12 protein-coding genes are annotated in these 16,461 nt (G+C 39.3%); 3 read left to right on the top strand and 9 right to left on the bottom strand.

Features of this window, described 5'->3' with window-relative positions; genetic code table 11:
* Nucleotides 1-10 precede the first annotated feature (10 nt).
* Complete coding sequence (locus tag V6R21_RS03335; protein WP_334240883.1) at nt 11-1,654, top strand: RagB/SusD family nutrient uptake outer membrane protein; 1,644 nt, start codon at nt 11-13, stop codon at nt 1,652-1,654.
* Nucleotides 1,655-1,709: 55 nt separating this feature from the next.
* Here the strand turns inward: V6R21_RS03335 and V6R21_RS03330 are convergent, their stop codons facing one another.
* Nucleotides 1,710-2,954, bottom strand: coding sequence for a Gfo/Idh/MocA family protein (locus V6R21_RS03330; protein ID WP_334240880.1), 1,245 nt, complete (start codon nt 2,952-2,954; stop codon nt 1,710-1,712).
* 273 nt (nt 2,955-3,227) lie between these two features.
* Here V6R21_RS03330 and V6R21_RS03325 point away from each other — a divergent pair, with 273 nt between their 5' ends.
* Both V6R21_RS03325 and V6R21_RS03320 read left to right on the top strand, forming a co-directional pair.
* The gene (locus V6R21_RS03325) at nt 3,228-4,595 is read left to right on the top strand and encodes a Gfo/Idh/MocA family protein (RefSeq protein ID WP_334240878.1); all 1,368 of its coding nucleotides are present in this window, start codon (nt 3,228-3,230) and stop codon (nt 4,593-4,595) included.
* A 175-nt stretch (nt 4,596-4,770) separates the two neighbouring features.
* On the top strand, nt 4,771-5,052 hold the full coding sequence (locus V6R21_RS03320; protein WP_334240875.1) for a hypothetical protein: 282 nt from the start codon (nt 4,771-4,773) through the stop codon (nt 5,050-5,052).
* Between the two features lie 118 nt (nt 5,053-5,170).
* On the opposite strand, the gene V6R21_RS03315 is transcribed toward V6R21_RS03320, so the two are convergent.
* The 8 genes from V6R21_RS03315 to V6R21_RS03280 all read right to left on the bottom strand — a co-directional run bounded on the left by V6R21_RS03315 (nt 5,171) and on the right by V6R21_RS03280 (nt 15,346).
* The gene (locus tag V6R21_RS03315) at nt 5,171-7,006 is read right to left on the bottom strand and encodes a DUF3472 domain-containing protein (protein WP_334240872.1); all 1,836 of its coding nucleotides are present in this window, start codon (nt 7,004-7,006) and stop codon (nt 5,171-5,173) included.
* Nucleotides 7,007-7,065: 59 nt separating this feature from the next.
* Nucleotides 7,066-8,184, bottom strand: a complete 1,119-nt coding sequence (locus V6R21_RS03310) for a phosphotransferase enzyme family protein (protein WP_334240870.1) — start codon at nt 8,182-8,184, stop codon at nt 7,066-7,068.
* A gap of 18 nt (nt 8,185-8,202) precedes the next feature.
* Nucleotides 8,203-9,129 carry a nucleotidyltransferase family protein gene (locus V6R21_RS03305; protein WP_334240868.1) on the bottom strand — a complete coding sequence of 309 codons (927 nt, stop codon included), beginning with the start codon at nt 9,127-9,129 and terminating at the stop codon, nt 8,203-8,205.
* A gap of 189 nt (nt 9,130-9,318) precedes the next feature.
* On the bottom strand, nt 9,319-10,554 hold the full coding sequence (locus V6R21_RS03300) for an ROK family protein (RefSeq protein ID WP_334240866.1): 1,236 nt from the start codon (nt 10,552-10,554) through the stop codon (nt 9,319-9,321).
* A gap of 144 nt (nt 10,555-10,698) precedes the next feature.
* Complete coding sequence (locus tag V6R21_RS03295) at nt 10,699-11,850, bottom strand: replication initiation protein (protein WP_334240864.1); 1,152 nt, start codon at nt 11,848-11,850, stop codon at nt 10,699-10,701.
* Nucleotides 11,851-12,639: 789 nt separating this feature from the next.
* Nucleotides 12,640-13,545 carry a ParB/RepB/Spo0J family partition protein gene (locus V6R21_RS03290; RefSeq protein WP_334240862.1) on the bottom strand — a complete coding sequence of 302 codons (906 nt, stop codon included), beginning with the start codon at nt 13,543-13,545 and terminating at the stop codon, nt 12,640-12,642.
* Nucleotides 13,538-14,527 carry a ParA family protein gene (locus V6R21_RS03285; RefSeq protein WP_334240860.1) on the bottom strand — a complete coding sequence of 330 codons (990 nt, stop codon included), beginning with the start codon at nt 14,525-14,527 and terminating at the stop codon, nt 13,538-13,540. The genes V6R21_RS03290 and V6R21_RS03285 overlap by 8 nt, the downstream gene beginning before the upstream one ends.
* A gap of 546 nt (nt 14,528-15,073) precedes the next feature.
* The gene (locus tag V6R21_RS03280; protein ID WP_334240858.1) at nt 15,074-15,346 is read right to left on the bottom strand and encodes a hypothetical protein; all 273 of its coding nucleotides are present in this window, start codon (nt 15,344-15,346) and stop codon (nt 15,074-15,076) included.
* Between the last annotated feature and the right edge of the window lie 1,115 nt (nt 15,347-16,461).

Below are 16,461 nucleotides of genomic sequence, written 5' to 3'. Positions count from 1 at the left end.
AAACAGACAGATGAAAAAAATATTAAGATACGCGATGCTTTGTGCAGCAGCTGTCTCTATCATAGGCTGCGATATTAATAAAGAACCTTATGAAGCACAGACTGCCGACACCATTCAAGGCTCTCCTGATGGTGTGGAAGTTGCAACTTTCGGTAATTATGCCAAACTCAAAAGTTGGACTGACAACTGGTACAGGGTAATTGAATATGGTAGTGATGATGTAGCGCTTAGCGGTACTACAACTGACAACCTATTCTATTCTTATAACTATCAGCACATTCCAACCAACTACCGAACAAACAACTTTTGGAATGCTTCCTATCAGATTATTGGTGGTACAAATAAGATCATTACAGGTGTAACCGAAGGAGAAAGTCCCAAATTTGACCAATACTTGGGTGAAAACTATTACCTAAGAGCTATGATCTACTTCTACCTGACCAATGTATTTGGCAGACCATACTATCAGGGAGAAAGTAACCTTTCTGTACCTTTGAAGCTTGACAACGATTACCTTAACTTCCCTCCGAGAGCAACGGTTGGTGAGGTCTACAACCAAATAGTGGATGACTTGACCAAGGCTGCTTCTTTGATGACTGAAGATAAAGCCAATGCCTATGCCTCAAAAGAAGCTGCAAATGCCCTACTCTCAAGAGTTTACTTGTATATGAGAGAATATGACAAGGCAATTGAACATGCCAATAAGGTAATTGACTCAGGAAAATATAGCCTCGTATCTACCAATGATATCGGAGTTTATCCCAGAATCAATCCTGATAATAACAATGAGACAATATTCACAATCAAACACTTAGCTGACATTGATTATGAATCAAATGGATGGTATACCATTGGCTCAATGTATGCAAACTTCCAAGGGTCTGGTTGGGGTGAAATGTATGCATCATCTTCATTCCTGAGGCTGGTAAGACAATACCCTGAAGACCAGCGTAACAATTTCATAGACCCTGTAGAAAACGGGTCAGGTGAAATGTGGGCTCTATATGTCGATGATAACACCAATTATGCTCACAAGGTGATCTCTTATGACGAGGATACTGACAATTACTTCTATGATAATGCTGGAACAACTACTTACCTGACAAAAAGCACTAATGAGTATGGAAATACTGAGTACTTTTTGGAAGAAGGTGGCAAATCATATTCAGCATTTATTCAGGAAGCAATGACAGACCGAAATGGTTATCCTAAATTCTATATCCTGAAATGCTCAGGACAAGATGAACAAGCACACCTATGGTCACCTGTGATTTCACGATTGGCAGAAGTATACCTCAACAAAGCTGAGGCAAATGCACACCTAGGCAATGATACTGAAGCACTTGCTGATATCAATATGATCAGGGAAAGAGCAGGGATTCCAACTGAAGGCCTCTACAGTGAAGGTAACTTACCAACAGGCAAAAGTGTAGTGGATGTAGTACTAGAAGAGAGAAGACTCGAACTAGCTTGGGAAGGCCACCGTAAGTTTGATATATTCAGAAATGGGCTGACACTGGATCGAAACTATCCTGGTACTCACCTGACTGGTGCTGAACCTCTGTATGAAGTACCAGCCACACACCCTAGAGTAGTAGATTATATTCCTGAATCACAAAGACTTATCCAAGGTAACTTGGAGCAGAATCCATAATTGTGAAATGACCAGAATAAACAGGGGTGACTTAGTAAAGTCACCCCTTGTTTTTTTAATAAGTCAGGCTTGGTTCTTTATAAAAGCTAATTCGTTCCTGCCATTTCCCTTCTGTAAAATCAGGAAAAGCCACTTTTGCATTATCTTGCTCGATTGACCGCTCAGAAAGAGGTGTTATCGACAGCCAAGTCACCATATCATAAATATCAAACCTAGGTTCCCGCTCCTCCTGAATAGCTTCCACAAATTCCTTCAACACAAAATAGTCCATCTCATGCCTGACTGTTTTGGCTGCTGCAAGCCCAAATCGTTGCCATAAATTATGGTCAAATTGCTCCAATAGCTGCTTACTGTCTGCATGCCATATATTGTCTTCCCCAAAATGCTCTAGGTAAAGGTGATTGCCATTTTCCTGAATCCAAATTCCATCCGTTCCCTGCACTCTGAATCCTAAAGAGTATGGTCTGGCTACATTGGTGTTATGCGTAAGCACTACCGTTTCCCCTTTGGCTGTGGTCAGGGTTGTTGTCACAACATCACCAAGTCTGAACTTCCGCTTTGCGTTCTCATGCTGACCACCTTGATGCTTGGCTACATAACGATTCAGCCCTACTGATTTAGTGGAATAGGAAGAAAGGGATATAAACCTATTCCCCCTATTGATATCAAGTAACTGAGCAATAGGTCCTACTCCATGTGTTGGATACAGGTCTCCATTACGACGGACTGAATGTTCTGTTCTCCATGCTGCTTCCGATTGTGTACCAGCTCCAAATTCCATTTCAGGAGAAAACTTTATTGAACGCAAATCATGCTCATACCCTCCCCTACAGTGCACTAGTTCTCCGAAAAGTCCATCCTTTATCATATTCATCACTGCCATTACATCACGGTGGTAACAAGCGTTTTCCAGCAACATACACTTTCCTCCAAACCGTTGAGCTGTTTCAAGCAGATCGTACAACTCTTCCATCGTTTGAGCGCTAGCAGCTTCAACACCTACATAAATGCCTTTTTCCAGCGCATATTTACAGATTGGATAGTAAAGATGCCAAGGTACAGAGACTATAACCCCATCCAACTTTTCCTTATCTAACAGGTGCTTATATCCGTTAAGCTCAGAATACAAATTAGGTTTCTTCTCTCCACGGGTCTCTATAAAACTTAGGGCTTTTGCCAGGTTATCAATGTTAGGATCACTGATTGCCCTAATAATTACATCATCACGTTGCAACAGGTTCTGCAAATGAATCATCCCTCTGTAGCCTACTCCGATGATCCCTATCCTTACTTTATCCATAGGTGCTATTTCTAGGTAATTGTTCCTCTCAAAGCTATTTAAGAATAATTGTAATTTAAAAACATGTATTTAATTATAAAAATTATATATATTAGTGGGAAATAAATTTACAGAGATTAAGCGCATGTGACAACATGTAAAAAGGCTGTATATTTCGGGATTATTGATCTGAAATAGACCCTTTTATCAGAGTTAACTTTAGAAATCAATCTTTTCTAAAGCAAACCGAATAAACAGCAGAAATATTAAGAATTCCTTCCAAACTGAACTACTATGGATAAAAACAGCAGAAGAGACTTCATCAAAAAAGCAGGTATCACTGGATTGGGTTTTGCCCTTGCCCCTTCACTTGCATTTGCAGGCAAAAAAGACGGAATCGTTAAGCTAGCCTTTATTGGCGTTGGCGCCAGAGGGATGAACCACCTCAACAATGCCTTGCAGCGTGACGATGTAGAGATTACAGCCATCTGTGATATTTCACCTAAAGCCATTGATAATGCCCTCAAGAAATTTGAGAAATACGGCAAAAAAGCTCCTGAGGTTTATGGCAAAAACGAGAAGGATTACAAGAATATGCTGGAGCGCAAAGACGTTCAGGGCGTAATTATCTCAACTCCTTGGGTATGGCATACACCAATGGCTGTAGACACGATGAAAGCTGGCAAGTATGCAGGGGTTGAAGTATCTGCTGCCATGACATTGGAAGAGTGCTGGGACCTTGTAAATACCCATGAAGAAACAGGTTCACATTGCATGATTCTGGAAAACGTATGTTACAGAAGAGATGTAATGGCTGTACTTCAAATGGTAAGAGAAGGTCTTTTCGGTGAGATGATGCACGCAAGATGTGGCTATCAGCATGACCTAAGACATGTCAAGTTCAACAACGGAGAGCAGATTTATGGTGGTGGTGTTGAGTTTGGCGAAAAAGCAGCTTCAGAAGCAAAATGGAGAACCCACCATTCCCTGCATAAAAACGGTGACCTCTACCCTACCCACGGATTGGGACCTGTAGCACTTTATATGGATATTAACCGTGGCAACCGTTTTACTTCCATTTCTTCTTTTGCTACCAAATCAAGAGGACTGAATAACTACATTATCGAGAAGGGTGGAAAAGATCACCCTAATGCACACCTTGACTGGAAACTGGGGGATATTGTTACATCAACCATCACGACAGCCAATGGGGAAACCATCATCGTTACCCACGATACCAACTTACCAAGACCTTACTCTTTGGGCTTCCGTGTACAAGGCACCAACGGGCTATGGCAACATGAAGATGGCTATATGGGCGGTAACCTGATGCATATTCAGGGACATACCAAAGATCACCACTGGGATAATGCAGATGAGTGGCTGAATAAATATGACCACCCACTGTGGCAAAAATATGGTGAGCATGCAACAGGTGCAGGCCACGGCGGTATGGACTTCTTTGTGATGCATGAGTTTGTCCATGCTATCAGAACGCAAGCAGCTCCTCCATTGGATGCCTATGATGCGGCTGCATGGAGTGCGGTAACACCACTTTCGGAAATGTCAATACAGGAAGGTGGAGAACCACAAAGCTTCCCTGATTTTACGAGAGGAAAATGGTTTAAAAGAAAGCCAGTATTCGGCTTCAGCCAAGTATAAAAGACCAATAACCAGCTTTGAATATATATACAGCCGCTTTCGCTTAAGCGGCTGTTTTTTTATGTGCCAAAATATTTGGAGATTGTACCCATACAACCATTTCCCTATCAGGAAAACTGCTATAAAAACCATCTAAAACACATAATATAATCAGCAATTGCTGTCAACTAACACTATGAAAAGTATCGTAACAATTATTGCTTTACTTTGGCTGATGTCTTCCCAAAATAGCATGGGACAAAGTACTTCATCAGACAAGGTCAGTCGAAGTAAATCCAAAACACTGCTGAAAGAAGATGTGCCTCTAAAAGAGGCTAGAAAACCTGTCACCTCTGACAAAGTAAGCAGAAGTCGGTCTCGCCATTTGAATTACAATCTGATGGTCCGTAATAAGCCGGTCACTGTCAAGTCAGATAAGACAAAGAGAAACAGAAAACGACTCTCAAAAATGAGGTAAAAAAAGCCGGATGGCTGATGAAAAATCACCTGACCATCCGGCTAACACTTCTATTATAAACTGATAGGGATTCCTGCCTGATTTTACAGTTCAGGAAGTAGCTGGTTGCGTTAAAAATTTACCTAACAAATGGCGATACCTCAGCCATGGCCGCAAACGAAAGTCCATCATAAGCTGATGACATTGTTACCTTGACATACCTGAAGGATGTCGTCTGACTGAAATCTATATACTGTTCCGCTGCTGTATTTTGCAGCACAAATGTCCCCATACTAGTCCAATTCAGGTTATCTGTACTGACCTCTATCTGAATGTCTTTCACCTTTCTTGAGCCATTTCGCTGCACAAATGCGACACCGTCAGCACTTTGCGTTTGTTTTGTATCTATAGTCAAAAAGTGTGGGTAATCGTAAGTCTGGTTACAACCTGTCCAGCAAGAGTGCCAATAAGTCTCACCATCTCCATCCAATACTAGTGAAGCAAACCCATTAGTTCCTTCACCTGAAGTCGCTTCAGAACTGAAATCACTCACTTCCCACCCTGTTTTATCCAACAAGGTTGGTGCTGTTGCTATTGTTGGCGTTTCCAGCTGAGAAAAGTCGATTGTTGGAGCAATTCCATTGGCTGTTCTGTCATGGTAGCTATCAATTGTGGTATTATCACTGAAAAAGCCACAGTTCTGCATGAAAAACGTATTGCCATCGGCACCTCCTGCATAATCGAGACGGGCACCACTTCTAGCCGTTGCATCAGCCGTAAACTTGGCTCTGGTCATCTCATGCCACTGACTTTGTGTATCCAACACCCACTGGTTACCATATAAGCCTTTTCTGGTAAGGTAACCTGCACCTGTTACGAAATTCTCAAGGAATGAATGTGGTCTTGTCAGGTAAGTCGATGTATAAGGTCTTCTGAAGCTAGCAATCAGTTGCCAGTCCCCCACCTCTGGAGCATAGAAATAAGCAGTATAATCTGTAGAATTATTCACCGATGGTTCTCCTTTTAGGAGGAACTTGTAAGTATTACCGGCAGTCCAGTTATATACCATATAGCTTTGTCCTCCAGAACCTTCATTTCCAAACTCACCCGTCGTCACTCCATCTCCTTTTCCCAAAAGGGTTATCTTATAATCATCCGGAATATCATCTGGGTTTTGGGTATCGTAAGGGCTCCATACAGAAAACAGAATTCTTCTTTCTGTTTCAGAGTTGACCTGCATCCCGAAGTAACCTTCTCCAAATCCATTGGCCATAAAGTAAGATCCTACTATATCTTCTCCCTGAGGAATTGTCACCTCATTATAAAACCATTTGATATCCTTATTCTCAGGTACTTCATAGCTCAAGTGTACCGAAGGCCCTCTTCTACCCCAATAGAAATCGTCCTCAACATAAGTGATCCCTCCAGTAGTAGCAGCTCCTCCTACCAGTACACCTGTAATATCTCCGATATAGGCAGAAGACTTCTCTACACCTTGAATTTCAATAAACTGGTATCCTGCTGTATCAATCGAGAAAGTACCGATGTCAACCACCTGATAGACCGTATTGGTAATTTCTACTTCTTTGGTTTCATCACCGACAGTTACAGCGATTTTGGACGACCCTGTAGGTGCTTTTATGTTCAGCCCAACATCAAGTGCTCCAGTACTGGACGTCTTGAAGTAAGTCCTGATCACATGATCCAAATTGGTCCAGTTATGCACTCCGTCATCATAGATTACATCACCGTTGTCTGCTATACTGTTGATTACCCAGCTATTCCCACCTGGAGAGACGGTATACGTAAGGCTCAATGCAGTATTCGCTGCCGAAACTCGATCCCCAGCATCTTCCTCTGGAGTAGTATCTTTCTGGTAAACAACTGCTTCAGGAGAACACGCCGTAAAAAGTTGTAGTAGCAAGATAAAGCAGGTAAGTAGCATTCCAGTTTTTGATTCAATTCTAGTTTTCATTTACAGATTGTTATAGTGAAAAATTTGGGTATTTAGTAGTAGTAATACGGACCCATTTCTCAGCAAGGAGCTTCTCCACACAACGCTGCTTTCTTCACTATTTCCTGCATTTCTTCATATTGTTGCTCCATACTTTCCACTAGCTTGAACTGAGCCTGTGTCCGTTGAATATTGTGCTCTTTATGAGCAATCTTGTAATAGTTGTCTCCATCCAAATAGTCAGTCAGAAAACGTACACCCATGATATAGGTAATCAGCTTGGCAGAGCCTGCCAAATGCTCAATTTCAACCTCATTTAGGGTATCAGCTGTCTGTGACAAGAAGCCTTTTGTAAACGCTTCAAAATAGTTGATATTCATGGAGACCTTTCTCAAGTCTTTATCATCTTCCGCTCCCGTATTGGTGGATGTACGGATGGCATCCCCAAAATCATAATGGACAAAACCAGGCATTACTGTATCCATATCAATTACGCAAAGAGCCCTGTCTTGCTCATCCAGCAATACATTGTTGATTTTGGTATCATTATGGGTAATTCTCGATGGTATTTTACCCTCTTCTCCCAACCTCAAAATGGTCTTCATCTCTTCAGCACGTGACCTTACAAAGTCAATCTCAGCCTGTACAGAAGCTGCTCTTCCTGCTTTATTGTCAGCAACTGCTTTCTCAAAGTTTTCCAGTCTCCAAGCTACATTGTGAAAGTTGGGCAACGTTTCAAAAAGTGGTTCCCCCGGAAGGTCTGCGAGTAATTTTTGGAACTCTCCAAATGCTTTTCCTGCTTCATAGGCCTGCGTAACATCTGTAACCTGATCATAACTGCGGCTCTGTGTAATCCTTTCCAATACTCTCCAATAGCCTGTTTCCTCATCAAACAGGTAAAGTGCTCCTTCAAGCGTCGGAATGATCGTCATTGTGTTACGAGAAGGGTCATACCCTTCCATCGATGTATACTTTGCCTTCAGGTGATCAATCACACGCTCCATATTTTCCATTACCTTGTCTACTCTCGGAAAAATGGCGTGGTTTACACGCTGCAAAATGTAGTCTGTCGCTCCCTCCTCAGCTGTCTCAGCCAAAAAAGTATCGTTAATATGTCCAGAGCCAAATGGCGTAATGGAAGTGATTGTCCCCTTGACAGCAAAGTGTCCTATTATACTTCTCAGTGTTTCAGTCTTCATCGGTATCTTTGGTTTCGTTTACTGTGGTACAGTCGCCCACAGGTTATTAGGGTATATTCCTTGACCTACAAGCTCAGAGAGCTTGTGCTGTGCTATTTTCTTGTCTTCTGGGTAAGTAACTCCAAACCACTTCTCTGGTGTGTCTAGGACCTTGATCTGCGAAAGATTTTCCTCTATAAGATTGTTCACGATGGAAGGTAGGTAAAACTCTGATTTCAGTTCTGTATAGCGTTCAGCAATAAACTGCCTGAAATACCTTTCGACATGTTCAAAAATCCTTGGGGTGAAGCCAAAAAGGTTCATTGACGCTACGGCATCAGATGCCAATTGAATAGGCTCAGGAGCATTTTCAGTTGAAAAAATAGAAGTCTTATCAGCCCCATATCCTACTTTGGTATGCTCCACTACAGCTTCAAGCATACTGTTTTCATGTACCTGACAGATTCCTCTTGAAACATACCCGTTCTCTGAAAGCGTATTCCCTAACCTGAAGCCCACCATACACTGAGTGTCTATACTATTGGGGTCAAGCTCTCGAAGTAAATCAGCCATTACCTTAAATGATTCTTTTCCATAAAAATCATCGGCATTGATAACCGCAAATGGTGTATTGATCTTTTCCCTTGCCACCATCAACGCATGACCGGTACCCCATGGTTTTACCCGCTCCTTTGGAACATTTATCCCTTTGGGTACAATATCCAGTTCCTGAAAAGCATAGTCGATTTCTATCCTGTCCTGAAACTTGTCTACAAATACTTCCTTAAACTCTTCTTCTATATTTTTTCTGATCACGAATACGAGCTTATCAAACCCCGCCTCGATTGCATCATATATTGAATAATCAATAATGGTTTCTCCAGAAGGACCAAATTGGTCTATCTGCTTCAGGCTGCCATAACGACTGCCCATTCCTGCCGCCAGTATTAACAAAGTAGCTTTCATCCGATCGCCTATTTATATATTTTAAAAACTAATTACTGACAATTAAATAATTTTTATTAATTATTTAAAAGATAATGGTAATATATTTTATATAAATTCACCAAAGGGCATAAAAAAACAGGTTAGTACAATGGCTTTCAGCCTTATACCAACCTGCTTGGTGATACTTTATAAAATCCTTTTCAGGAACTATACATAATAAGCTGCTACATCCTCCACAGCATTGAAAACACTTCTGGATATAAGCGTAGAAGCCCCCAAACAACCTGCTTTTCGTCTGATGTCAGAGCAGATGATTTTACTGTCGTTATACAACTCAATCAATGAGTTACGGATTGCTGCTGAACGCACTGGGTACAGGATTGAGTCTCCGGCTTGGCTCAGCTTTCCTCCCAGAATGATACACTCAAGGTTCAAGAGATTGATCAGGATACCTATACTTTTACCAATTTTGGCTCCAGCATCCTCCATAAGTTGCAAGGTCAGGTGATCTCCTGTCTGTACAGACTGAATCAGCGAATTAAGCCTAGCATTCTCAATATCTCCGTTTTCAACCATCTTGACAATATTGGTCGCCTGACCATTCTCTACAGCCTGTTTTAACTGTTTGAGCATTGCCTTACCTGATGCAATCGTTTCCAGACAGCCTATCTTGCCGCAAGTACAAATATCTCCGTTTTCTTCTACCTTGATATGTCCCAACTCACCAGCAAGACCTGACTTACCTTCGTAAAGCTCCCCTCCTATGATGAGTCCCATACCGATACCCCAGTCAAGGTTGATACAGGCTACGTTCTGAAGGTCCTTGGCTGCACCAAAGTGTTTCTCACCTAGTGTAACGGCATTCACATCATTTGTAACCTCTACCTTTACCCCTAGCTTCATTTCCATATATTTTTTCAAACTGAGTTCAAGGTCTGAAAAATAGGTAATAGAATGTCCTGTTTGGCGGTTTACCAGTCCAGGAACAGCCAAGCCCAAGCCCAGTAACTTCTTCCTGTCAATGCCTGACTCAGCCAATGCGTAATTGATCTTATCGCATAACTGATCCAAAAAAGAGACAGAATCATTTAAACCTGCGGTATCTGAAGCGTGAAAATAGACTTCCTCTTCCCTGAGATTCAAAAGAATCAGTCGGGTTTTTCTCAAACCCACTTTAACACCCAAAAAATAGCCTCCATCGGGGTTTAGCGCATATGAGGTTGGCGGACGGCCTATCTTTGTAGAAGCCCTGTCTTCAACCAGTAGCAACATATCCTCAGCCATCAGCTCTTTCATCAGGCTGGATGACATTGGTAAGGTAAACTCTGTATAGCCCGCAACTTCTGAAGGTGAAAGGGTTTCACGATCTCTCAGGATGCTCAATATCTGGCTTTTCCTTATTCTCTTTTTTATCGATACTTTTCCTGTACTCTCTTTTTCCATGTTCTTGAGAAATGCTTTGTTAGCTTCTTTCACAATTGAAAAGCCATCATATGGTAGTCTCTTGTAGGTTCACAATTTAATAATAAATATTTTTTAAAACCCCTTTTTATTTAGCATTCATAATATATGGAAATATAATGCTTTTTATTTGATGCCATATTGCTGAAATAATACCTTTTCAAGGTAAGCTTTGGGGTTTTTGACAGTATTGTCCTTCATCGCAATATTAAGGTCATAAAGAATCTTCCAAATTCCTGATTCTTTAGAAGCTCCCGTCGTTTCCAAGGTCTTCTTGATAAGAGGGCTCTCCAAGCCTAACTGCTTCAACCTGCTGACAAGGCGTTTTTGCTTGGCTTCCAACTCTCCATCGGCAGCCTTTGTTTCACCAAATAAAGACTGTTGTCCTCCTGCCTGGGTATCAGCTTCGTCCACTACTTCAGCTTCTTCAATAGGTTCCTCTCTTGGTCCTGAACTTGGGCTTTTCTTCATATTGAGAATAAGCCTAACCTGCTCTTCTGAGAAACCCAATGCCATTAGCGCATCAAGCTGCTTATCATTGCCACTGTCTTTGAGTACATTCAGCTGCTCTCCATCACCTTCTTTCTCCTTTCTCTTCATAAAGAAAGTAATGGCTGTCACTTTCTTGCCCACCTTTTTGGATATTTCCCAAGAGACATTGATGTCAGATTTCTCTGTTATCTCATTACAGGCTTTATCCAATACTTTAGTCCGTAGTTGATTAAAGTTCTGATATGTTTTCAGGTTATTAAGGCTAAGCTTATGCTTCAAGTCCTCCACATCAAACTCCCTCTTACCATACCTATCGATTCCTTGCATCAACAACTCATAAATCCTGATACTAAAATCTGAACGAAACAAGGAAACGGAATCATAAAGGTAAGTGGTATAGTTTCTTTTCAGGTTTATGATGTGAGGCATCATTGACTGAGTAAATTTTGCCGCAATCCTGCCTCCTGCCCTACTTGCCTCTATCACATCAAACACGTTCATCCCCTTAATGCTCCAATCCTCATCCGAGACATCTCCTTCCTCTACAATCACCTTTACATTGAGGAGGTTTTCTACAGCTTTTCTGACGTTACGGTAATGGCTCGTGTTGAGCTTACTTGTACCATATAAATCCTGAATCCGAAATATTACTTTACCGTCACTGTCTACTTCAGCAATTGAATATAGCATGAGCTTTCTTTCAAGGGCTGTTAGTGGTGTATTCTCTTTGGCGTTAATCAGTTTATTCGATTTCCTGATTAGCTTTTTTCTTTTGATGAATTTCATGGATGTCTTTGGTTCCTGAAGCTTTCAGCTCTTGAAAAGCTCCCAAAAGGATAGTAAAAAGTTTGGTTAATAGTAAAAACCACCGAAAAGGATGAAAATAGGTTATTTATTTAAGCTGGTATTTTTTTATCAATTCTCATCTAGTGATACCTGAGCCGTAATTATTCATCCTTTTGAGTGCAATAAGTTCATCTTTTTTGGAACATTAAAATAATATTCGACTTTTTTGGTGCATTTTTTCATCTGAATGGGTGTAGATATTCATCCTTTTAAGTGTAATACCATCATCTGAATGGGTGTAGATATTCATCTAACAGGGTGCTGTGATTCATCTATTTCGGTACATTTAAGCCCCTTAACTACCTGTAAATCATGATGAAATGGCTTACATAAATAATAAATACTATAAAGTAATTACAAACTCTATAATTATAGGTATAAACTGTTCCGATTGGGATGAATTCTTTTTTCAATATTTTTCTTTTTCTAAAAATTAAAGCCCCTAAATCAAATTGATGAACAATTATACTATCCAGATTCATCTAACTCGGTGTAATAACATCCTTTTTGGTGTATTTAAAGGTTAAAGTGATCTTAGAATTATACCTTAAAAGATATATTTACACCAATTAAGTCGAAATTTCTTATTAGTTGAGACTGTTTGGTACTATTTGAACACCCCAATAGGATATAAAAAAAGGCTTATTGCACTCAAAAGGATGAAAAAGATACATGAAGTTCATCCTTTTGAGTGTTTTTCTAAGCCTATATTCATCTTTTTGGGTTCTATTAGCCAATCTTTTCGAGCATTCTCTGTAGCATATGCTTCATTTCTTGCTTTCTTTCAGTATCAGCGACCTTTAACTCCTTATCAAATTTACTCGCAAAAGCCTCAAAATAGCTAGGTTTGCTTTTTGACCCGTTAGGTGCAGTTTGAATTTGTTGAGTTCCGTGTTGCGATTGGGCTTTATACTCCTCAAGACTTCCACCCCTTTCGATGAAATAAATAAACCTTTGTACATCCAACAGTTCCTCAACTGCAATGTATTCGATATGCATTTTTCTAAGGAAGGAATCACCGCTCAAGTAGTCTTGCTTGATTGCTTCCCCTACTTTTTCCAACCCTCTATAAAGTTTGTAATCTCTCATAATAGTGGCTTCACTCACTCCATACTCCTGAGCCAGTAATGTTCGGGTTCTACCCTGTCCACTATCTTCTTGAATACCTCCAGCTGTTTTACGAGACAAACCGTATTGCATACCTCTCAGGTAGCTTGATTCTTGGGGAGTTAGGTTTCTTCTGCCTAACTGTAACTTTGCCATAAAGATTTTCACATCCTCGATTGATGCAAAATCCAATGACTCTGTCTTGAAATCAATACCAAGCTCCTGGCAGATCTGATAGCGGTGATGACCATCTACAATCACAAAGTCATCCTCACGTCTCCATAGTTTAATGGATTCCTTACAGCCGTTTTTACTGATATCTTCTTTTAGCAGGTTGTACTCAGATTCTCCCAGTTTACGGATAAAGAACTCCAATTCGGGCAATATTTTGATATTGTCCCTTACGGCTTTCTCAATTCTGTCACCTGTTGGTACACTTGGTGAAGGAGAAAACTTTCCTGTGATATTGGATGCCGCTGATCCTACTTCTGATACAAGGTTTGATGTATTGAATTTTTTCTTAGCCATTTGCTACTTTTTCTTTCTTGTCTTTCTTCTTTTTTACTTTACCAAGCAATTCCTGAGCGAAGGCTTTATAATCCTTTGAGCCATTAGAGTTTTTGTCATAATCAAAGATACTCTGATGGGTAGCTGTTGCTTCAGGGATGGAAATGCTCCTTCTGATCATTGCCTCAAATGACCTTACATGCGGCATACCTTCCTTAATAGCTTCCATATAGCTCTTATGCAAAGTGGTATTTGGATTTACCAATGTGTAAAGAATCCCGTCAACCTGAATACGGCTGTTAAGGTCTTTCATTTGCTCAATCAGGTTAAATACATTGCGTAAACCTTTTACGGCATGCTCTTCTGGTTGTACAGGAAGAATAACTGAATCAGACGCAACGAGCGCAGTACCTGTCAGGATGTCTAGTGAAGGTGGACAGTCAATCAAGATGAAGTCATACTCATTCTTAACTTGCTCCAATACTTTAGCCATTCGTTTATAACCTGTCAGTTGGTTATTCTGAAGGTCAAGAGCAGCCTGTCCCAATGCGATTGAAGAGGGACAAATATCCAATCCTTCAAATATTTCCATAATACAGTTATGGAGAGGCGCATTGATGGCAAAAGAAAGACTTTGGTAAAGTTCATCTTCAGGAGCATCTATACCATAAGTTTGAGACAGGTTACCCTGTTGGTCTAGGTCACACATCAAAACTTTATATCCTTCTAGGTGTAATGCCCTTCCAAGGTTTGAACAGGTAGTGGTTTTGGCAACGCCACCTTTGTTGTTTACAATGCTGATTACTTTTGCTCCCATAGTTTCGTGATAGCCATATCGTTTAAGAATTGGTTCCAGTCTTCCAAGATGCTCGTCATTGAGTACCCTAGAGCCAGACATAACTTTTGATAAGGTAGAGGCAGGAATTTCAGCCTCTTTTTCCAATCCGGAAATAGATAAAGACGGATTGCGCTTTAAAAAATTAATAACATCAGTGTTTGTCATCACTAGTTTTGTTTATGTCTGAAAAAATCGACAAAATAACTTTTGTTGTATGCAATATAAGATAAAATGAGGCACAATTGTCAAGAATCATAGACAAAAAATCATATTTCGTACTAAAATATTACTAAACCTTATTTTTTATATTGGGAAGGCTATTTTTGGGTAATTGAAGCTTGTTTTAGAGAAGTTTTAAACTTACCTATGACTTAGTAAATAACGTGAGTTATGGATTAAAATAGCTCTTATTTCGTCTTTTTAGGGCAGGATATTGCATATATCATGTCAATGAGATGAATCCCATTTCTATTGTATAAAGCCCCTTCAGGGTATATGTACTGAAGGGACAAAATATATCAGCGATGGGATTTATCCCATTGTAAAGGAGAGGACATTTTTTTAGCCCTGAAAGGGAGATATAATCCATAGTTCACTTAAATACTACTGTAATAGAAAAATGTAGTTAAGTACTTAGTGATATTATATACTATTGTTTAGAAGTTTTACTAGCTAAATAAAAGCGAGGTTTTGGCTATTTGAGATATAAGCTCATTTTTTACGTAGCTTATTTAACTCGATTTCTAGCCCTTTTATTCCAGTATTCTTTACTTCGATAAGATGTTTACCTTCAAAAATAAAGGTGTTAATTGTATCTCCATTAAAATAACTCCCTTTTACTGTTGTCAATTCCAAGGTATCATTATTTACTGCATAGATACCTTTTGCAGAAATTTCTCTAGATGTATTACCTAATTCCCAAGTTAAGTCAGTATAAAGACCTAACCAGTATCCTCCAAATGGAGCTTCTCTATATGCTGACAATATCAGTTGGTCAATTTTTGGATTAGGTGGATATAAAATATTTTCCTGGATTAGGGTAAGTATTAATGTAATCGTGATTGTAATAGCAAAGCTATTTCTGGTATAAGTCCAGTATTCTGACCTTCTGCTATAGAAAGCAGTGACTAATTGTAGACAATAATCCAATGGTACCTATAAAGAGGGTAACTAATCCAAAATATAACATGTAGCTAATTTTAGTTTATTGAGAAAAATCTAGTTTTAAATACTTCCTTCTTTGCTAATTCTCTTTAGGCTTTTTTATCCAAAATAAATAAATGTTATGTATAAGTTGATCATGGTATCAATTTGATACCATACCTAAACTAGCATATTTGTATTAAAGTCTTTAATGAAGTTATTTCTAAATTATTCTTCATGGGCTATATCATAAACATATTATGAATTCCTTTCATCAAGTTTAATTTTCATCTAACCTTCAGATAAATATCTTAATGCTATTACCAATTCAGTAATGTAGTGACTGATGATATCCAGTTTTATCCTAATGCAATTTCAATTGCCAATAGAATATATACTATTCTTAAGATAGCATAATGAAAAGCTACAATTAAGAAGTCTTGGTATCAAAATGACACCAAGTTTCAATACTCTATTTTACATCTATAATTTCTACTGATATTTTCTATTCTTTGTCAAGAGAAGACAATATGAGGTAATGATTCCCATGGTTTCATTTTGATACCATGGTGTTATTAAATGTAATTTAGGATTGAATCTATTTGCATGACTATCCCAATAACAGAAGCTAAATAGATTTTTGATTGAAGAATTAACCAAATTTTAAACATTGAAAATTTGATCAAGAGAAAAATGGGAAATATCTGGATTGAATACTCGATGTAGTTTTTATACTTGTAATAGTTCGCTCTAAAATAATTCTACAGCCAATCTTATCAATAATTTTTTGAGAGCCTTAATACAAGTAGCTAAATCAATTGTATTTCTATTCTGTTGTTGATAGGTCATGGTGTCAAAATGATACCATAGGTTAGTATTTTTTTTGAAACAAGGTTTCATTGTATGGTATCAAAATGATACCAAGCTATAAGATCGAAATTGCTCGAATAAGTATA

The sequence above is a fragment of the Limibacter armeniacum genome (genome assembly GCF_036880985.1).
GTDB classification, from domain to species: domain Bacteria; phylum Bacteroidota; class Bacteroidia; order Cytophagales; family Flammeovirgaceae; genus Limibacter; species Limibacter armeniacum.
Note: the sequence above shows the minus strand (reverse complement) of the source record. Positions and strands in the feature narration are given on the sequence as shown.